Origin of the sequence: Algoriphagus iocasae (assembly GCF_014206875.1) — a bacterium.
Lineage (GTDB): Bacteria > Bacteroidota > Bacteroidia > Cytophagales > Cyclobacteriaceae > Algoriphagus > Algoriphagus iocasae.
The window spans coordinates 808396-829547 of the sequence record NZ_JACIJO010000003.1 but is presented as its reverse complement, the minus strand read 5'-3'; the positions used below and the strand labels follow the sequence as shown (position 1 = coordinate 829547).

Below are 21152 nucleotides of genomic sequence, written 5' to 3'. Positions count from 1 at the left end.
CCGTTTGGTTCAACATTCATTAATTATTTCCATCGGGCAATTATGAGCCAGAGGTTCTTCTCTTGGGTAAACTTCTTGGGGGATCGATATCCCTAAGAAGTTTTTTCTTCCTTCGGTATAAATATTCACCGTCGGTCTTTCTTGGGTCGGTAAATCTATTAGTTTTTTGTAAAACCCCATTGGAGTAGATTTCATTTTAAAAGCTCGGTGAGGTCTTTTTTCATTGTAATGGTTGACCGCTTTTGCCACTTTTATTTTTAGGTCTTTATAATCCCGAACTACCCACCCTTTCAGGTATTCGTTTTTGATGATTCCATTGATACGTTCTGCATATGGGTTTTCCCAGGCCACCAATCCCATACTGATGTGGATCTTTTGACCAGTCAACAGCTGCGTATAGGTATGGCTTCCATACTGAGATCCTCGATCTGAATGGTGGATCGTACTCCATGGTTCACTGTCCATGATCTGAAATGCCATCTCCAATGCCCTGATATTCGCCTCTGTACGCAGGTGATCGCTTACTGCATATCCGACAATCAATCTGGTATAGACATCAATGATAAACACCAGATAATAATGCTCGCCATGAAGGTGGAAGTAAGTGATATCGCTCTGGATCACCTGAAAAGGCCTCCTGACACACATTCCTTCAATGATATTAGGATAGTATATCCCACTGCTGAAAGTAGTTCTGTGGTAATTCCTCACACGCTTGACCCCATAGCCCAGTTCCAGAAAAAGCTCACAGAACTTATCCCTTCCCATTAAACTCGGTCTTAGCGCATAATACATCTTTTCAACCCCACACCCTGGATGTTCTTCTTTGAGCTGGTCGGCTAAAACAATCAGTTCAGCCAACTCCCGGTCGAAGGAGTCCTGTCGCTTTTTAGCTTGCTGTACCGACTGCTTGCTTACACCAACTGTCCGATAGAGTTCATTGAGGGAATAGCCAATCATTTCCCTGTTGGCTTGGAACCACCAGAGGGTGGGGTGTTGGAGTTTTTTTTGATGTCGATCGAATAGGTCTCTTTGGCCACATCAATCATCTTCTCCAGATAATCGATCATGATCTGCTTCTGTCCAACGGTCCGTTCCAGAGCCTTGACCTTCTCTTCCAATTCTTTTACCCGGTTGCTTTGACTGTCTTTCATCTCCACGATTCTAATATTTTTCTCGTTGTAAGTGGAGTATTTATAAATCCACTTGTAAATAAGTGCATTGCAAACCCCATAGAGGCGCTGCATTTGAAGAACGGACATGCCCCCTCTTTCATATTCCTCAACTAATTTACGCTTGAAATCTTCAGAATACTTCCGATAAGCATTGATCCTTTTTCCGGTTTTTAACATTTTTAAAGTAGCTTTAAAACGGTCAACCTATATCAGAGAATGACAGTCTGTACTTCGGATGTTTGAAGAGACAGAAGGCGAAGGTCAAAAGTTTAAAGTGGAAAGTTTAAAGTTTAAAGAGGAAGCAAGAGGTTGGAGGTTGGATCTAATTAAAAATTTAGAATTAGAAATTAAAAATACTCCAGTGAGATCAAATATTTCAATAGCCAAGGTTTTCAACACTAGGTCTAATGATATAATCGTCTACCAGCGCTGGCCCGGGATCGTAATTCGAAGACGAAAGTATTACGCCAGCAAGATGTGGATGAACGCTGGGCAGTCCAGCTTCTTAAGAAAAAAGAAAAGGGAATGGAAATCAGAAGTCTGAAATCAGAAGTCTAAAAGAAATAGTAGTTTAAAGTTTAAAGAGGAAGCAAGAGGTTGGAGGTTATTTCAATTTAGAATTAGAGATTAAAAAATAAAAAGACCCTGTAGGGGTCAAAGTTTGGTAGAAGGGTATGAAAGCCTGAGGTAAGATGGCTGAAATGCCCGGTAAAGAAATAATATTATTTCCAAAGCGCTGGCCCGGGATCATCATTCAAAGACGAAAATCAAACGCCAGCAAGATGTGGATGAACGCTGGGCAGTCCAGCTTCTTAAGAAAAAAGAAAAGGGAATGGAAATCAGAAGTCTGAAATCAGAAGTCTAAAAGAAATAGTAGTTTAAAGTTTAAAGAGGAAGCAAGAGGTTGGAGGTTATTTCAATTTAGAATTAGAGATTAAAAAATAAAAAGACCCTGTAGGGGTCAAAGTTTGGTAGAAGGGTATGAAAGCCTGAGGTAAGATGGCTGAAATGCCCGATAAAGAAATAATATTATTTCCAAAGCGCTGGCCCGGGATCGTAATTCGAAGACGAAAGTATTACGCCAGCAAGATGTGGATAAACGCTGCATAGTTCAGCTTCTGGAGAAGCAGGATAATGAGACAGAAGTGAGTAGTTGGAAACGGATCCATTCCCCCTTCGGAATCGTTACTGATGGGAAGAAAATCGAATTCAAAGGGGGTTAGGGGGATTTTTTTACTAATCAAATTTAAAGATCTCAATGATCAATAAGCAGAAGGTAGTGGACAGTTGACTAACGACTCCTTTTTCAAAAAAATCAATTCAATCGATCCAGGACTTCGAATCTGGAGGAATTGGAAATAAATTCTGGCACAATCACTTTCAAATGACTCACCAATTCATTTTCTGAATTCTTTCCGATCAAGTCATTAAATAACTCGATTTGACCATCTATTTTATGATAGGAAGACGGAGCCACTTGAGCAATCTTAATCTTAGGATGGTGAGTGATTTTTACGGTTTCAAAATCATTCAATAATTCCTCGTACAGTTTCTCCCCTTCTCTCAATCCAGAAAAAACTATTTTTATATCCTGATCCACTTTCTTTCCAGAAAGTTGGATCATCTTTTTAGCTAGATCCAAAATCTTCACAGGTTGCCCCATGTCAAAGACATAAATTTCTCCACCTTCACCCATAACTCCTGCTTCCAAAACGAGTTGACAAGCCTCAGGAATAGTCATAAAGTATCTGGTAATATCAGGATGTGTCACCGTAATTGGACCACCATGCAAAATCTGCTTTTTGAATAAAGGAATTACCGAACCATTGGAGCCCAATACATTTCCAAAACGAGTGGTGATAAACTTGGTATGATACTTCTTATGGTTGGTTTCCAAATATTCATTAAGTGCCTGAACATACATTTCTGCAGTTCGTTTGCTGGCCCCCATTACATTGGTTGGGTTAACAGCTTTGTCTGTAGATACGAAAACAAACTTATCTACCTGAGATAAAACTGAAAGATCTGCTAGAACTTTTGTGCCGATTACATTGGCATGAACAGCTTCTTCCGGATAGTTCTCCATCATCGGAACATGCTTGTATGCAGCAGTATGGAACACGACTTGAGGCTTCAAAGATCTGAAAACCTCTTTCATCTTTTTCTTATTCCTAACATCACCAAGAATAATCTTAATCGGACAATTAGGCCATTTTTCTCTAAACTCTTGCTCTACATCATAGAGTGCTGACTCAGCAATATCCAAGAGGATCAAAAGTTTAGGCTCATAATGGGAAATTTGTCTGCAGAGTTCAGACCCAATGGAACCGGCAGCCCCTGTGACTAAAACTACTTTATTGATCAAATCCTCCTGTATCCTAGGATTTTCAAGACGGATTTGCTCCCTACTTAATAAATCTTCAATCTTAATTTCACGAATGGCTCCGGCAGTCAGACCTCCATTGATCCATTGATCAACTGGAGGTACGATTGAAACAGATACTTTCAATCGCAAACACTCATCTATGATTTCATTCTTCCTACTTACAGAAAGATCTCTCACAGCAATGATTAGCTCAGTGATAGAATGATTTTTAACCAATCTTTCTAACTCATTTATTCCTCTAAAAATTCTTTTCCCATCGATATTCTTCCCCTCCTTTTTAGGATCGTCATCCAGAAAAGCCACTGTATTGAATAAACTTGCACTATCTCTTTTAATCGCTTCCTGAGCAATAATCCCCGCTTCACCAGCTCCGAAAATTACTCCGTTTTTCATTTCCCTCTCTGTGATGCCATTTTTCAAATAGACAAATAGTTCTTTTACCAATAGTCTGTAGAATATCAACATAAACATGGCTGATAAACTAGCAATAATCAATACTGATGTTGGTAATAGAAATCTATCATTGAGGAAATTCCCATGAAAAAAATTCAGGAATAGAAATAATACAAAATTAATAATGACCGTTTTGAAAATATTGGAACCATCCCTAAAACCGGTATGTCTGACAATTCCTTCATAGCTTCTGGTATTCTGCATCACGAGAAGACCTCCCACCATAAAAGTAAAGGAACCTGCAAATGCGTCATTTTGCTCAATTAGAGCCAATTCAAAGTTGAAGCGTACCAAATATCCAAAAAGGGCACATTGTAATAAAATAAAAGAGTCAAGCGTAGCTATTATCCATCTGGGAAGGATTTTTAACTTGGTCAAAAAATTCATAGTAGAAATTCAGTCAAATTATAATTATTTGAATTCAAACTTACTTTAGCTAGGGAGCAAATATATGATAAATAATCTAGATAATTATTTTTTAAACAAACATGCGAATGTTATTTTCAAATAATTCCAATTTCATTTTGTGTTATTACCATAATTAAAAAGTCTATTGTTGATTTTCCCATGAGTAAAATCCAATTCACAACTGAAAAAAACTTATAAAAATATAATAAAATTTTAGACTTTTTTAATGAAGCGATGTTGTCAATTTGGATATTAGATATCTGAAATCGAATGTTTTTACTTAAAAATCAAATACTTTTTAGGTTCAAAGAATAATACATCCTACTATTCACATAGATCAACTACCAACTGCGACTGAACACTGCCTACTGCCTACTGCGACTGAACACAGCAAACTAAAACTGCAAAAAACCCCTTCAGGAAATACTTCGATTGGATAAATTTCTCACAGTTGAACCCGTGAATTTACCCGAACTTACATGACCTTGTTGAGTGATACCTTTACCTGCTAAAACATTAAAAAATGTGCTAAATAAGATTTTCACATCCAATAGAAAACTGCAATTGCTAACGTACCAAACATCGTATTTAAACTTCTGCTCCCAGGAAATGGCATTTCGCCCATTTACCTGAGCCCAACCAGTCACACCTGGCCTCATTTCATGCCTCCTATTTTGTTCCTCGGAATAAAGCATCATATATTCTCTTAAGAGAGGTCTTGGTCCCACCATACTCATATCGCCTTTCAGGACATTTATAAGTTGAGGAATCTCATCCAAAGATGAATTTCTAATCCATTTACCTAAAATTGTAATTCTCTTTTCATCCGGAAGCAATAAGCCACGTTCATCCAAAATATCATCCATGGTTTTGAACTTCAGGATATAGAAAATTTTCCCATTCTTCCCTGGTCTTGCTTGAGCAAAAAAGGGAGAGGATCGGTAATAAATACCAAGAATTAATGTTAAAAGTATAAATACAGGTGAAAGAACTAATAACATCAAACTGGACATCAACATATCCAAAGGTCTTTTAAAGCGCTCTTGGTAAATCACTTTTAGAAACTTTTTAGAATATCTTTTTCAATCAAGCTGGCAATTTCCTCCTGTTGATCAAAACTCAAATTAGAAGAACTAGGTAAACAAAGACCTTTTAAAAACATACTTTCAGCCACATTTCCCCCATAAAAAGGCAATTCTTTAAATACAGGTTGCAAATGGAGTGGTTTCCATAAAAATCTGGTTTCAATACCTTTTTTCAGTAGGGTAAGCCTTAACTTATCATTTGAGAAGCCAGTCACCTTTTCATCAATCAATATTGCAGTCAACCAATAGTTGGAATAGCTTTCATTACTTTCATCCTGAAAAGAAATACCAGGAAAATTTGAAAACATTTCCCTATAAATTTGATTGATTTTTCTTCTTCTTCTAACAAACTCATCCAACTTTTCTAATTGGGCTAGGCCAATAGCGGCTGTTAGGTTATTCATCTTGTAATTGTATCCTATTTCCAGATGCTGGTAATAAGGCAGGTCTTCTCTAGCCTGAGTAGATAAATGTGCTGCTTTTTGTACAATCGATGTTTCATTAGAAATCAAGGCCCCTCCTCCTCCTGAAGTAATAATTTTATTCCCATTGAAAGAGAAAATTCCAATTTTCCCAAAAGTTCCGCAGGAGTTCCCTTCATATTTACTTCCAACCGCTTCTGCAGCATCCTCTAAAACAGGGATTTGGTACTTTAGTGCCACTTCCATGATTTCTTTGATCTTTGCTGGCATCCCAAAGAGATGTACAAGTACAATGGCTTTAGGCTTTTTGCCGGAAGCAATTCTTGTTAAGATAACATCCTCTAATAATTCAGGAGAAATATTCCAGGTATCAGTTTCACTATCTACAAAGATGGGTTTGGCTCCTAGATAAACAATGGGATTAGCGGAAGCACAAAAAGTAAATGATTGGCAGATCACCTCATCCCCAGGCCCTATACCTAAAAGAACCATCGCCAAATGCAAAGCAGATGTTCCGGAGTTTAGCGCAACAGCCTGATGAGATTTAATTTTCCTTGCTAATTTTTTCTCGAATTTATCAATAAATGAACCGTAAGTAGCCAAATTCCCTGAGGCCAGTACCTCGCCAGTATAATGGTTTTCATTACCCTCAAATACTGGAAAGGAAAGTGGAATTCGGTAAGCCATTCAGTTAAGGAAGAAATTCAATTCTAAACATACCACTAAAATCACAAAAACCAAACCAATTTTTCAAGAGAAAATCTATATTAAAAAGCTTTTCGCATAGATAAAATTGCACTTCAAATATTCTCAAATCAATTCATATTGATTGGGTTGTCCTTAAAATTGCTTTTATATAAATGAATTTTCTTTTTCTTCCTAGTTTCTAACACTCTATTTTCCAATAATCTAGGTGAAAGATCGACTTTTTTCTTTATGTATTTAACCGTCACATGATCTAATCTTAAACCAAGGAAAATTGCAAACATTGAAATGATTGGAAGAACTAAATTGTCCGAAAAGTCACGATAGAAATCAGCAAAAAAATCACAGTTAATTGCAAAAAGCCTAAAAGAAAGGAAACTTGATCATGCCTGAGTCCCATCCTCATCAAAAAATAATGCACACGGGATTTATTTAGATGTTAAAGAGATTTTCAAAAAATAAGCAAAAAAGATTAATTACTACCCCAACTAAAAGCCATGGCTTTATTTTTGTTTTATTTTTTAGCCAAATCAAAACGAAAGGATGAGTTTAAGCAAAAACCTTTTGTTTTTATTTGATGTAGAACCAAAAATGGTGAAATTTGAAACGATTAAATTAAATTTTTAATTGATAGTTTAACAGCTACCTCGACATTTATGTCCAATCAAGTAAAAGAAAACATTTCTGAAGAAAACATTTCTGAAGTTAGTCTTACTCTCAATTTACCTAAAAACAAGAGTAAGTTCATCGAGGTGGTTGATCTCCCAACTATTAATGGATCTAATTTGATAGGAAAGAGAATATTTGATCTTATTGGGGCTATTAGTTTTTTTATTCTTTGGGGATGGTGGTTTTTTCCATTAATAGCAATCTTAATCAAATTGGATTCAAAAGGTCCAGTATTTTTTAAACAAAAGAGAAATGGTCTTAATAATTCCACTTTTTATTGTTATAAATTCAGATCAATGGTCATCAACAAAGAGGCGGATTTTAAAAAAGCTTCAGAAGATGATCCAAGAATTACCAAAGTGGGCAAATTTATTAGAAAGACTTGTATTGACGAACTTCCACAATTTTTCAACGTCCTTTATGGAAATATGTCATTAGTAGGCCCTAGACCATTGATACCAGCTCAGAATAAGCAAAATTCTACTTTTATTGAAGGTTATAATTATAGGCATTTAGTAAAACCAGGGCTGACAGGGCTTGCTCAGGCAAAAGGTTATAGAGGTGACACTGAAATACCAAATTCTACATATTTTAGATTTAAGCTGGACTTGTATTATATAAAGAATAGATCAGGACTTTTTGATCTCAAGATTTTATGGATGACTTTTAAATCAATCCTATTCTGAAATAAATATTAAGTAAAAGAGTTTATTATTTAACTCCATCTTGTAGGGATTAGTTAGCAATTTATATATCGATAATTGATAATTAATTAGGTATTAAAATCCATTTACTATGAGAATTATTGATTGAGTCGAAACCTTTTTTGTAGGAAACAGAAGACCAGAATTCATTTTGGTTTATTAATGCGAAATATTGCTTTGGCGGTTTAATAAAAAGGAACTTTCTTAGAGAATATTTATCTCGCAATTCACTTTTCATTTGATAATTGAAATTAATTGAGAAAACGAATTTACTTAAAAGTTCCGATGTAAGGTCTTATCGGGAAACTTGATAAAGAATCTACTCAGTTTCAATTTGCCTATAATAGATTGTTAGAAATAAAGCAAGATGAAATCATTTTACAAGCTAATTCAAGTCCAAAAGTTTGATGAAAATTTAAATTTTTAAATTGTAATGTATTGAAGCAAATATTCTATTTGAGCTGTCCATCAAAAAACCAAAATGTATTTAATACTCTATAGTAACCATTCAATTCTATAAGTTAGTCTTAAACTAAAAAAAACCTGCTAGATTTAGTTTTAGCAGGTTTTCTTATGGATTTTTTTAAGTAGAATTTTAGTTCAAATTTACTTCTTCTTTGAATTCAGTTTTATCAATTTTGACTTTTGTCTTTCCTTTGTTACCCAATTCTTTAATCTCAAGAATTCTAGGGGCTAATTCAACTTTTTTCTTCACATACTTTACAGTGATTTGATCCAGTCTAAGTCCTAGAACAATCACAATAAATGAAATAATAGGCATTACAATATGGTCGGAGAAATCTTTCATCCCAAATGCTAATAGAATAATCCCCAGTTGAATGAAACCTAAAATAAAAGCCACTTTATCATGACTAAGTCCCATTCGCATTAAAAAATGATGCACATGAGACTTATCAGGGCTCATTGGTCTTTTTCCTTGTGCTAACCTTTTAGTGAATACTCTTCCCATATCATATAAGGGAAAAATCATCAAAGCCACTGAAACAGAAAATGTAGGTTCAACTTTTAAAAATGTTCCAACAGGCAAAGCTTCATTAATTTCCATAAAAGCTATAATTAAAGTAGCCAAAGTAAATCCCAAAGACAAAGATCCAGTATCCCCCATAAAGATTTTAGCGGGATGCCAGTTAAAAACCATAAATGAGAGAACACCACCCAAAAACACAAAACTTAATAAAGCATAACTTTCAATACCCTGTACATAAAACCAAGAACCTAATATGGTTAAAGTGATAATTGAAATCGTGCCAGCCAGTCCATCTAATCCATCAATCAAATTGAATCCATTTGTTAGAGCCAAAAGTACTATTGAGGAAAATATATAACTGAAAGCCAAGTTCAATTCTCCAATCCCCAAAAAACCATGAAATGTTTTAATCCGTATATCTGCAGCCACGACCACTAGCATCACTGCCACAATTTGACCAAGTAATTTTCTCGATGCCTTTAACTCAACAATATCATCTCTCAAGCCAACGAGAAACATTAAAAAAATAGCCCCAAGTAAATACCGGAGATCAGGAAGCGGAAATTGCCATCCCCAAATTCCTACAGCAACGCCAGCAGCACAAACGAAACCTATCCCTCCCATTGATGGAATAAAAGCTTTATGGATTTTTCTACCTCCTGGTGTATCTCCTAATTTCATTTTCTTCAAAAAGGAAATCAAAATTGGATAGATCAAAAAACCAACTGAAAAAGCAGTCAGAATAACGAATAAAAAAAGCATAGCTAGTGGTTTAGAATTTTAGCAAATTTAAGAATCTTTAAAACAAATGCCTTGCCATTAACAAAAAAATAATTTTAAGAACTTTTTATGAAAAATATGAAATTCCTTTTTTTGTATGTGAAACATTTAATTTAACAAAATAAACTTATCTTCATTTTAAAGACTTCCATAAATTCATGTTTTAATTAAAAATAAAACCAGTTCAATCCAAAATTATTGGGTGAAATCTACCCAAAAAAGTAAACGCAGGTTAAAATCTGTAGATAAGTACCACATCGAGTATCTTTAAGAAGAAATTTAAGTACAACATTTTAATAGGGATTCTTATTTATTCCAGAAATAAATCAGACTCGTCTGGGCCAAAAATGAAGTTAAGTTCTCCCCTTTCGGAAAATCTGGAGTACTAGTTGGGTCCAATTGCCATTGATAATTATGAGCTCGGATGATTTGTAGTTTTGAGCTTAATAATAAATTATCCCATTTTTTATCAAATAGAAATCCTAGGGACATATCAACCCATGGTTTACGTTGAGTATCCTGTAATTGAGCTTTGTAATAGAAATCCTGATTATTGGCCAGGCGCTCCAGTTGAACACCCATTTTATCCATGCCTTCAACAAGAGAAAATTCCAATGTCTGCACGTTAGCCCCTACTCCTATGCCAACTCCTAAAGGTTGTCCATAATTTACAAAACCACGGGCTGGAGTATGTGTTTGCCAAGTTAGGCCGCCACCAAGCCCTTCATAACGAATATACCTATTTACAGATTCCTGCTGCTGAGTCATTTCCCCGCGAATATGAAGTAATTTTGAAGTAGAAGGAAGATCAAACAACTGTACGAAACCTAGAATATAGGCTCGTGCATGTTCTGGATTTAGAATAAACTCTCTCCAATTTAAGGAATGATCTCTACGCCCAAATTCAAAATAGAATTCAGATTTTGTTTTTTGAATAACATATCTACCAAAAACAGTAATTTGCTGATCTTGCCCATCTTCATCTCTATCAAAACCATATTGGTCTTTTGTGACACCATTGAAAACGGGGAAATAATCTAAAAACCCATGCCCCATTGATTCGGAATACTGCTGGAATGTTCGAGTAAAGCCTACAAAAAGATTAGGTATCCACTTTGGATTATATGATAACATTAACGCATTTAGGTACCTCCAGTCACCAGAAAAAGGGGTGAAATATTTATCATTCAATTCAGGATATTGTGAGGGATCTAGACCAGAATTTTGAAGTTGTCCTATTATAAATTGAGTTTCAAAATTGCCTAAAAAAGTCTTCGCTGGTTTTATAGTATTTAAAGTCAAATGAGGAAAACCTTGGGCATTGTTGGAGAAGGTTAAAGCATTAAACTGGCCAGGCCCCCACCAAATATTTTCTGTCGCAGCTCCTATTTCAAAAGCACCATACTCAAAAGTCAGTTTGGATTGACCCCACCAAGTATTTACTAACCAACCGTCCCCAAAACGTTCTGGGAAATCACCATAATTCCAATAAAAAAACTTATTTCTTAATTCTGATTCTGAAAAGTTATCTAGATTAGTTTCAAAACCTTGGTTCTGAACAATTATTAATTCAGGACGAAAATCAAAATTTATAAATTTCCATTTTACATTTATCCCGCCAGAAAAATAAGTTTGGAATCCTGGGTTAGATATCATTCCATTATCTGCCCAGCTGTAAGGCCTTTTGGTACTAATTCTTGTGGTATTTATTATTGGGCTTAATTTGATTGAAACTTCACTATCAATTATACTCTTTGAATATGAGTAGATCAAGGTATCGACTATATGAGGTCTAAGCGCAAAAGAATTATACTTGGATAAAGAATCAATTAACTGATTGCGTCTCTCAGATTCCACTAATACAGGAAAATTAGCTGGTAATGATTGTGCTAATCCAGATATATCTAAGAGAAGTATAAAGAGAATTACAAGGAAAAGAATCTTTTTCAAAATAGTTTAGGAAAATATTCAAGCAATTTTTTAAAGTATCTAGAATACAGCCAGAAATAGTTAGTCTTCAGTCCATTCTCTTTGCAAGCACGTAAATCCTCTTGATTAATAATAATATTACTTTTCCATGATTTAGTGCTCAGCCCGCCAGTCCGCATTTTCATCAAAGGAATTGGCAAATAATGAGAGCTCAATTTGTATTTGTAAAGGAATCTTACGAGTAATTCGAAATCAGCGGTAATTTTATAATCTGTTTTGTAATAGCCATACTTTTCAAAATTTCTTCTATAGGTGAAAAATGTTGGGTGAGCAGGCATAATCCCTTTTCTAAACTTAGAAAGAGCAAATCTTTTTGAACTATAATATCGCACAGTCTTTCCTAAATTGGAAGGATCAACAAAAATAACGTCTGCATAAACGGATTCAGTATCAAAGTTTTCAAATGCTTCAACAATCTGAGAAATTGAATCTGATTTATGGTAAAAGTCATCAGAGTTAATAATCCCTACAATATCTCCTGTAGCCATCTTAATTCCTTTATTCATAGCATCATAAAGACCATTATCTGGCTCAGAAATCCATTTAGAAATAACATCCAAATTATTATTGATGATGTCAACTGTTGCATCACTTGATTTACCATCAACAATGATATATTCAAAATCGGGATAATCTTGTGAACGAATACTATTGATAGTATCCTGAACGGTTTCAGAAGAATTATATGTGACAGTTATGATAGAAACCTTCAAAAACAAATGTATTAATTATTATAGATAAATATGAATAATTTAATTATTCTTGAATAACTCTTTTGCGAACTGGTTTAGCTGGATTACCATGATAGATGGTGAATCCATCAAGATTTTGTGAAGCTATCGAACCAACAGTCAAAATTGAATGGGTGTGACATTTGACACCCGGACAAACAATTGCTTTTGCACCTATCCAAACCCCTTCATCTAATTGTATTTCACCTAAAATTAAATCAAAAGATTTTTTTTTATAATCATGATTCCCACATAATAGCATGGCCCCTTGTGAAATACATACATTATTTCCTATTGAAACTTGTGTAAGATTATCAATCCAAACACCTTCACCAATCCACACATTATTTCCTATTTTCAAAAACCAAGGGTATTTAATATTAACAGATTGCTTAATTAAAACATTTGCTCCAATCTTAGCCCCAAAGATCTTAAGAATAAAAAGCTTCAAAGAATTAAACACAGCAAATGAATTATTAAAAAAAAATGCATTTATAAATGTCCAAATTAATATTTTAACTTTAGGACCAGGATAATATTCATTGTTCTTGTAAGCTGAAAAATTAACTCTATTTTCTTCTAACATAAGTCATTAATTCCAAACCCCAAACTATTACTATTTTTTAAAAGCATATTTCTGTGGACTTCAATATCCTCATCTTTTTCAAATCTACTCTTAATCTTCTTGGCTGGAACACCACCATAAATAGTGAAAGGTTCACAATCTTTTGTTACCACCGATCCCGCTGCTATAATAGCTCCATCTCCGACTTTTACACCAGTCATTATTATAGCATGTGCCCCAATCCAAACATCTTTACCAATTTGAGTATTAAGTAGTTTGTCCCTTCCTGCAAAAATAATAGGGACACCAGGTATTGTATACTTATGATCTGCCCCCAAAATAGAAACATTATTAGCCAACATACTATAAGCTCCTATTTCAACATTAGGATAAATAATACATTTTGGTCCAACATAAACAAAAGCATCTGCTTTTAAATTTTTTGCTATTTTAGATGAACCACCCATATAAAATGTCGGATGAACATTTTTTAAGCCATAAAAAAACCTGAAAATGAACATCTTTAAAGACCGATATACTTTTCGTAGCATCAACATAACTACCACTTTTCCAATATAGACAATATTAGTTCGCTTTGATATTTAGGATTATATTTAAGATCTATCATTTTAAAACAATTTTGTCGAACAAGTTCACGCTTTCCACTTTTATCATCAAGCCAAGTGATAATTTTATTATGAAGTGAATTAATATCTTGATATTCAAAAAAATCACCAGTTTCACCCGGAGCGATAGCTTCAAATTCTGGCATTTGATTTGTAAAATCATTATGTGTAATTACAGGAGTTCCATAGCCCAAACTATGCATTGCTGTAAGCCCAACATTTCCAGGAGAAACGCAAAGATCTGCGTTATAAACTAATTCAGCAATCTTTTCTTCTTCATAGCAAGGACCATAAAACCAAACATTAAGGTTATAATTACGTACTAACACCTCCAAAAATGAAAGTTCATCACCATCGCCGATTATTGTCAAGTTAACTGCATTACCCGACAAAGAACATAAAGATACTGCTTCTATTAATAAATCTAGCCTCTTGATTTTTGTCAACCTACCAATAAAAATCAAATTTGGATTATTATTTAAAAAATGACCTTTAAATACTGAAGAAAGTTGTATTCTTTTTCGGATAGCAAATTGCTGGTCATAATCTAAAGAATTATAAACAACGTGGAGTGTAGAACCATCAAATCCTTCAGAAATCATTAATTTCTTCGCATAATCTCCATATAGAAATAAACCGTCTGCCATCTTAAAAAAGACCTTTTTTACAAACCCCTTAATAAAGGATTCATTCCCATACCATCCATGAGTCCATAAAAACACTTTTTTATTTAGAATTTTACCAAAAATTAAAATCAACCAAGTACTTACACAATAATATTCCCCTAACAGAAGAAATTTATCATACTTTTTAAACAACAACTTAAATGCACCTATCTGATAATAAAAAGGTTTAAATATCAAAGTGATATTTCGCAATTCACCTCTAAAATTAGACAATTTGGAATAATCCAACTTTGCAATTGATCCATCTATCTTGTTTCCAAAGTAAAAATCAAAATGAGGATTCAATTTTTTAAAAATACCTAACCTATAATGTTGAGCGAAATTATGAATAAAACAATATTTGATCATAACAAAGTAAAGGAATAAATAAAACAAGAACTCAATTTAGAAGAAAAATAAAATATTAATAATTATAATTAAAAAACCTTAGAAATTAAATTCAACGCAATCAATTAATGCTTTAAAAAATATTTGTCTGGATATCGTAAAAGAACTATTATAAATGCATATATAAAACCAAAGTTAAAATAAACAAATATCCAAGATTTTAAAACAAACATTGAACAAAAACTACCAATAAGAACAGTATAATAAACAAATCCTATAAATGAACATTGAGATAAAACATTAATAAAAAGATGAAATAATAATCTAAATAAAAAAATAATTATTAAAAAGCCAAAAAATAATCCAAAATGATAGAAACAATAGAAAATATTTGAATCCATAGTACTAAGAACACTGTACTTCTCACGGTAAAGATTTTGAATACGGTCAATATGATTTCTCCATCCCAATCCTTGAGGAAATATTAATGACATAGGTTCTTTATAAAATAACTTTATAGTATTAATGCGAATTTCTTCCTCTTCATCAAAATTATTTAACATAGATTCTGTTCTTACAATCGAATGAACATATCTACTACCATTAGATTCTAAAAAGTTTAAAACTAAAGGAGCAAATTTAAAAGAAGAAAAAACAAGTAATACAACAAAGACTATTGATTTAAAAAACATTTTCTTATTTCTAATCGAAATGAAAATAAAAAAAAGTAAATATAGTAGGTAAAAAATAATAAAAACATAATTAATTCTCATGGTTGAAACCACTGTCTGATAAATCAAAATGATTAAAAAAACCCCAGAAGAGAAATATTTATTCTTATTAAGAAAAATAATAGATAAAACAAATGGACAGATTGTTAAAGCAATAAATCTTTCAGTATCCATGTAAAAATATGATTTTCTAAATAATAAAAAAATAAAATCAAATAAAGAAACACAAATAAAAATATGGTAGACAAAATTTTTAAAAGTCACTTGTTTTTCATAATTCTCGACAACCAATATTGAAAAAAATAAAAAAATAAATATTGATCGAAAATCAGAATAAACGAATGCTATATTATTACCAGTCATTAATCCAATAATTGAGAATAAAGATAAAGCAAAAAAACAAATAACAATATTCTTTTTCTTCAAGTTCCTTATAATAATATCTTTTATATCTTTATTAGCAGACAAAACTAGTACTATACCAGGAATTAAGAAAATTTCAGAAAGATTAACTGGAAGTATTTTTGCAATTAAAAATACACCCATTGCAGAAATGGACATAGAAATAAAAATAATTCCTATAAAATATAAAAATAATCTCTGAGTCATCAATATAAAGAAATAAAACGAAGAATCAACCTTCTTAAACGCAATTTATACAACAAAAAATTATATATTTTGAAATGATTACAAGGTAAAAGAGAAACAGAATAATATTTAAAAGAATCAAATAAAGTAATTCTAGGAATAATAAAATTTATTAAGGAGAAAATATTATATTCATTCAAGAGTTTTTTTCTTCCTTCAATGAGGGATCCTATTTTTTCATTATAGATTTTAACAGGATTTTGATTTATTTGATGAATTAAATTAACAAGCCCATTTGAATCTGAAATATTAAAATGAAAGTAAAAATCATCATCAAAATATTTTTTTATATTAGGACAACCAATATAAATTGGAACACTATAACCTAACAAGGGATCAGCAAATTTCTCAGTCCAATAATCATTAATAAAAGAATTTTCAATACAAATATGAAATCTATAGGGAAGTAAAGCATCAGCTTTATCATCAATTGGTTTTATTCCCTTACCAAAAAAATCTATTGAATCCGGGAATTGCTTCATCAGAGAACCTATTAATTTACTCCGCTTTCTATGCCCAGGCATCATTCTCTTTGAAGATGAAATAATAGAAATATTTTTTGTTTTAACCGGTAGTGCCAAATTAATCAAACTTTCGTATGTGTAAGAATAAGAATTCTTCCGGAAGTTATATCCAAAATGCCAATTAAGACCTTGTTGAAAAAGAATATTTCTAGGGTGATTTAGTCTAGGATGAGAAGATATAACAAGGTCAAATTGATCTAAGAATTTCTTTGGATAAACACTACTCATTGGAGGTTCTCCAGAAATAAAAATTAAACCACCTTTCTTAACTTTAAAATCCCTTATCTCATTTATTCCTTCATAAACAACAATGAAATCCCAAATAATTTCTTCGCTTGAATTTTCATGAAAAGATATTATGTTTTTAAACCGTGCATTATCTAATTGATGAATAAAATTAGGAAAATTATAACGTGTTAAAATATTTATAAATTTCATTTTAAAACATTTGATATTAATAATAGTAGTTTACTTGAAAAAGTAAAAATAAGACCTTCTAAAAAATATTTTACCGAATTTGATCTAAACATAGCTCTAATTAGTGGCTTTCTTATATATTTTATTCTTTCAATAAATTCCTTATGTATAATCTCATTTTGGACTCTCAATCTATAAAGGGCAGTATTAAATGTCAATACAACATAATAAAGGCTATTAGTATATGTCTTCCGGTTTGATTCAATTTCATTTGAGAATTCAAGCATATAGCAAACAACTTTTATGAGATCAAAAATAGGAACAGGTGATATTTGTCGCGTAGCAGACTCATTTGTTAATACAACAAAATAACAAACTTTTTTTACATAATAAACTCTATTCGCATAATAATATATACGAAGCATAAATTCATTATCTTCATAAAATACACCTTCCTTAAACTTTAAATTATATTCATTTAAAAATTCCCTTCTATAAATACAGAAACATGGGCCACAATAGATATTATGAGAATTAATAAATTCCTGACCGGAATAAATTGAATTAAAAGACAAATATTTCAAATTCAAGTCATTTTCTACTATTGTATTATCAGATACTTTATAATTTTTAAAACACAACAAATCCAAATTGTTCTCAATTGCCAAAGTATACAAAAATAATAGGACATTACTTTCTATATAATCATCGCTATCTACAAACCAAATAAATTCACCCTTTGCGATTTTAAGTGCATTATTTCTAGCAGCCCCTTGACGCTGATTTTCTTGGCTAAGAAGAATAATATTTTCTGAATGTTCAATAAATTCTTGAACAATTCTATTTGTATTGTCGGTACTCCCATCATCTACAACTATAATTTCATATTCATCTTTAGCTATGTCTTGATCTAATACACTGGATAAGCATTTTAAAATATGATTCTCAGCATTGTATGCTGGAATTATTAAACTGATTTTCAAGTTAATTTATTAATTTCTTAAAACTTTCATGTACATAAAATGGAGCTGCATTTAACAGTGATTTTTGTAATTCCCTTAAATCATTTTTTGGTAATGAAAAAGCATCAAATTTATTAACAGCACTTATAATATTTTCAATTTCAGAAAAATCTATATCTTGAAAATCAATTGGATCATAGTCAGAAATTCCAACGGATAAAAAATAATCTAAAAATTTGCTTCCATCACCAAATAATACACCTTTTCGAAAACGAACAGCTGGAATATTGTAAGAATGGGCAACTATTAACCCATGCAAAGATGAAGATAAAACATATTGGCAAGAGATAATATCATCAATAGCATTTTCTAAATTAACATCACCAAGATTCAAAATTAATATTTCACTTCTATTTAAATTCTTTGCCTTTTCATTAACCTCATGAAAGTCTGTTTTATGAGGTATTATTCCGATTTTAAATTTCTTAACAATACTACGTTCTCCCGAAGGATAAATTAAGGGCAAGAGAATGGCAGGATCCCCAATAGCGGTCGGAACATTAAATCCAAGTTCAGCCAATCTTTGCTGCGATAAAGGCCCCCTGACAGCTAAAAAATTTCCACCTTTGATATTTATATTTCGAGATCCAAGACCAGAACCCCAAACAACTGAATTTGATGTGGATTCTTCAAGAATAGATCCAATTGAAATAATTACCTTATGAAATGGAGAGTACATAAGTAATGATTTATCAAAAGAAGCTTCTAAAAAAATCTTCTTAAAAAATCTTAAAAAATCAAGAAAACTTCTTTTAAATGAGAACGGCTTCCTGTATACAACTTTTTCCTTACTAAGCTTAGAAATTATATAGGGGGACAAATCGTCCCCAAAATTATTAAAATAATGGTACAATCTAATCATTTTATCAAAGTTTAAATTTATTAAATATTATTAATATTATATAAAAAAGAAAGATAATCAAACCAAGGGTCATTAGATAAAAAATCAAAAGAGATTTTTTGTTGAAATTTATAATCCATTATACTGCTAGATTTATTATATATGACTTAACATCATCAAAACAAATAATATCACCCATGTTTACTTTTGGTTAAAAAGGTCTTAACCATATAAATATCTTTAATACTTAAGCCAAATAAAACCAATATAAAAGTTGTTAGAACTGAATACAACAATCTATTCCAGTAGGAATGAAAATAAATAATATTAAGAAATTCTGAATTACAGTACGCCAAAGAACTTATTAATACAACTCTAATTATCACTTGATAAAAGAACTCTTTTAAATTCATATTTACTTCTTTTCTTATAAAATAAATCCGACAAACTAAAGAAAAAAAAGATAAAATTATTATAGAATAGAACACAATGCTTGGCTTATTTTCAAAATATAACCAAATAATTGAAATAGGGATAGAAAGTATTTGTAATGAACCAACTACTGCTTGATAGGTCTTAATGTTACCTGTAGCTTGAATACCCGTCCTGAAAGGGTAAGATATACTATCAATAAGAATTGCTATTAAACTTAATTGAACAAAAATAGTGGTGTGATCTGGTGAATCTTTAAGCCAAAGACTTAAAATAAAATCAGTATTTAATAAAATTGGAGCAACTAAAAGAAACATTAATAAAAAAGAAAATTTTGAACTTTGAATGATTAGTTTATGCATCCTCTCAAGATTCCCTTCTGAATAATTCTTTATTATTTGAGGATTAACAGCAACTTGAAAGTTATTTACAAACTGGTTAACTGCACTTTGAACTTGCAAAGTCAACCCATAAGCTGCGTTTACTACTGTTCCAAAGAATAAGTTTAATACAACATTAATTCCTTGTCCTCTACTTACAGATGCAAGCCCCCCAAAAAGATTCCAACCAGAATAACTAATCAATTCTTTTATATATATTTTATCATACTCAAAACTATATTTACTTGCTTTATACATTCTTATACAATAAATCTGATAGATACTTCTAACAATTAAAGTAACCAAAAAGACAAGTATTGAATAAGCAATTAACTTATCACCTCCATATTTAACTAATACAAAAACCAATCCTAATTTTAAAGCAACTTCAACCATACTTATGTAAGCGTAAACGTTCATCTTTTCATAAGCAATGATAAGTGAGTCATAAGGGACTTGAATTATACCTATTAAAGCAGTCAAAACAGAAAATTGATAGACTAAATTAGCCGCAAAGAGCCTCTCTGGAGGTAACACTACTATATAGTTCACATACCAGAGACCAATGGTTTCAGCAAAAAACAAAATCAGAATGGCAATGGCCATATGAATAGTTAATGTCACACTAAAGGTCTTTTGTAACTTTTTTTCATCTTTTCTTCCTAAATCAAATGCCAAATATCGTTGTGTGGCTGAAGACATTGAAGAATTTAAAAAACCAAACAAAGCAATTATACCGCCTACCAAAGAATAAATACCATAATCTGATACTCCAAGCTGATCCAAAACAATTCTGGACATATAAAGGGTTGTACCCATTACCAAAAACATCCTAAAATATAAAAGTAAAGTGTTTTTAGCTATAGTTTTTGATGTAGACAATGAAGGTGGATGGTTAATAAAAGTAAATTTTCTGATTTTTAAGGGATGAACTAAAAAAGTTAGATTTTTCTACCTCAAGCAATACAGCTATCAACTAATTATTAATAGAAAAATTAAAATCTTATCGTACCACTCTATATTTCTCCTCAAAGACAAGTGGAAGGTTAACTTAGCTGAGAATTAAAATAGAATTTTTTTTTCGCTTAAACTTTTTAATAATAAATTCTGATTCTTTTTCTTGTTCTTACTCCGCCTGTTTTATTACCTCGTGACCACCCTCAACTAAATGCAAATCTTTTTGCATTTAGTTGATATTAGAAATCATAATATCTTCAACCAATCCAGCTAAATCGTATTCTGGCTTCCAACCTAATTGGGTTTTGGATTTGATGGGATCGCCTAAGAGAAGCTCTACTTCGGTTGGGCGGAAGTAGGAAGAGTCGACCTTTTCCAAGGTCGATTCTAGGTTCAAGGTTCTATGTTCAGCGTTGGAATCCTGAAACCTGAACGTCTAATTCTAATTCTCTTGCTTTTTTGTACAACTCTCTATCAATTGATTCTAGCACTCCAATTTCT

General features: G+C 32.0%; 17 protein-coding genes and 1 pseudogene. 1 reads left to right on the top strand and 17 read right to left on the bottom strand.

Annotation, left to right across the window (positions count from 1 at the left end; all coding sequences use genetic code 11):
• Positions 1–9: 9 nt before the first annotated feature.
• The 5 genes from FHS59_RS17695 to FHS59_RS17670 all read right to left on the bottom strand — a co-directional run bounded on the left by FHS59_RS17695 (position 10) and on the right by FHS59_RS17670 (position 6616).
• Complete coding sequence (locus tag FHS59_RS17695) at positions 10–960, bottom strand: IS3 family transposase (protein WP_184496698.1); 951 nt, start codon at positions 958–960, stop codon at positions 10–12.
• Complete coding sequence (locus tag FHS59_RS17690) at positions 957–1352, bottom strand: transposase (RefSeq protein WP_184496697.1); 396 nt, start codon at positions 1350–1352, stop codon at positions 957–959. The genes FHS59_RS17695 and FHS59_RS17690 overlap by 4 nt, the downstream gene beginning before the upstream one ends.
• 1138 nt (positions 1353–2490) lie before the next feature.
• Positions 2491–4401, bottom strand: coding sequence for a polysaccharide biosynthesis protein (locus tag FHS59_RS17680; RefSeq protein ID WP_184496695.1), 1911 nt, complete (start codon positions 4399–4401; stop codon positions 2491–2493).
• A 437-nt stretch (positions 4402–4838) separates the two neighbouring features.
• Entirely contained in the window at positions 4839–5474 is a 636-nt protein-coding gene (locus FHS59_RS17675; protein ID WP_317168219.1) for a sugar transferase, read from the bottom strand.
• A gap of 5 nt (positions 5475–5479) precedes the next feature.
• Positions 5480–6616 carry an aminotransferase class I/II-fold pyridoxal phosphate-dependent enzyme gene (locus tag FHS59_RS17670; RefSeq protein WP_184496694.1) on the bottom strand — a complete coding sequence of 379 codons (1137 nt, stop codon included), beginning with the start codon at positions 6614–6616 and terminating at the stop codon, positions 5480–5482.
• Between the two features lie 674 nt (positions 6617–7290).
• Here FHS59_RS17670 and FHS59_RS17665 point away from each other — a divergent pair.
• Positions 7291–7989, top strand: a complete 699-nt coding sequence (locus FHS59_RS17665) for a sugar transferase (RefSeq protein ID WP_184496693.1) — start codon at positions 7291–7293, stop codon at positions 7987–7989.
• Positions 7990–8602: 613 nt separating this feature from the next.
• On the opposite strand, the gene FHS59_RS17660 is transcribed toward FHS59_RS17665, so the two are convergent.
• The 12 genes and pseudogenes from FHS59_RS17660 to FHS59_RS17605 form a co-directional block, all read right to left on the bottom strand.
• On the bottom strand, positions 8603–9757 hold the full coding sequence (locus FHS59_RS17660; protein WP_184496692.1) for a glycosyltransferase family 4 protein: 1155 nt from the start codon (positions 9755–9757) through the stop codon (positions 8603–8605).
• 324 nt (positions 9758–10081) lie between these two features.
• Positions 10082–11725 carry a capsule assembly Wzi family protein gene (locus tag FHS59_RS17655; RefSeq protein WP_221444534.1) on the bottom strand — a complete coding sequence of 548 codons (1644 nt, stop codon included), beginning with the start codon at positions 11723–11725 and terminating at the stop codon, positions 10082–10084.
• A complete protein-coding gene (locus FHS59_RS17650) occupies positions 11722–12477 on the bottom strand; it encodes a glycosyltransferase family 2 protein (RefSeq protein ID WP_184496691.1) in 756 nt (251 codons plus the stop codon). The genes FHS59_RS17655 and FHS59_RS17650 overlap by 4 nt, the downstream gene beginning before the upstream one ends.
• A 43-nt stretch (positions 12478–12520) precedes the next feature.
• Positions 12521–13081: a WcaF family extracellular polysaccharide biosynthesis acetyltransferase gene (locus FHS59_RS17645; RefSeq protein ID WP_184496690.1), complete on the bottom strand. Its 561-nt coding sequence runs from the start codon at positions 13079–13081 to the stop codon at positions 12521–12523.
• A gap of 80 nt (positions 13082–13161) precedes the next feature.
• A pseudogene (locus FHS59_RS23630) lies at positions 13162–13323 on the bottom strand (DapH/DapD/GlmU-related protein); the annotation flags it as partial.
• Positions 13324–13619: 296 nt separating this feature from the next.
• The gene (locus FHS59_RS17635; protein ID WP_246388508.1) at positions 13620–14657 is read right to left on the bottom strand and encodes a glycosyltransferase family 4 protein; all 1038 of its coding nucleotides are present in this window, start codon (positions 14655–14657) and stop codon (positions 13620–13622) included.
• Positions 14658–14824: 167 nt separating this feature from the next.
• Positions 14825–16039, bottom strand: coding sequence for a hypothetical protein (locus tag FHS59_RS17630; protein ID WP_184496687.1), 1215 nt, complete (start codon positions 16037–16039; stop codon positions 14825–14827).
• A complete protein-coding gene (locus FHS59_RS17625; RefSeq protein ID WP_184496686.1) occupies positions 16039–17040 on the bottom strand; it encodes a glycosyltransferase family 10 domain-containing protein in 1002 nt (333 codons plus the stop codon). Before FHS59_RS17625 ends, FHS59_RS17630 begins: the two co-directional genes overlap by 1 nt.
• Complete coding sequence (locus FHS59_RS17620; RefSeq protein WP_184496685.1) at positions 17037–18002, bottom strand: glycosyltransferase family 2 protein; 966 nt, start codon at positions 18000–18002, stop codon at positions 17037–17039. Before FHS59_RS17620 ends, FHS59_RS17625 begins: the two co-directional genes overlap by 4 nt.
• A 1-nt stretch (position 18003) precedes the next feature.
• Positions 18004–18903 carry a polysaccharide pyruvyl transferase family protein gene (locus tag FHS59_RS17615; protein WP_184496684.1) on the bottom strand — a complete coding sequence of 300 codons (900 nt, stop codon included), beginning with the start codon at positions 18901–18903 and terminating at the stop codon, positions 18004–18006.
• A 170-nt stretch (positions 18904–19073) separates the two neighbouring features.
• The gene (locus FHS59_RS17610; RefSeq protein ID WP_221444533.1) at positions 19074–20576 is read right to left on the bottom strand and encodes an MATE family efflux transporter; all 1503 of its coding nucleotides are present in this window, start codon (positions 20574–20576) and stop codon (positions 19074–19076) included.
• Between the two features lie 304 nt (positions 20577–20880).
• Positions 20881–21048 carry a GDP-mannose 4,6-dehydratase gene (locus tag FHS59_RS17605; RefSeq protein WP_184496682.1) on the bottom strand — a complete coding sequence of 56 codons (168 nt, stop codon included), beginning with the start codon at positions 21046–21048 and terminating at the stop codon, positions 20881–20883.
• Positions 21049–21152 lie beyond the last annotated feature (104 nt).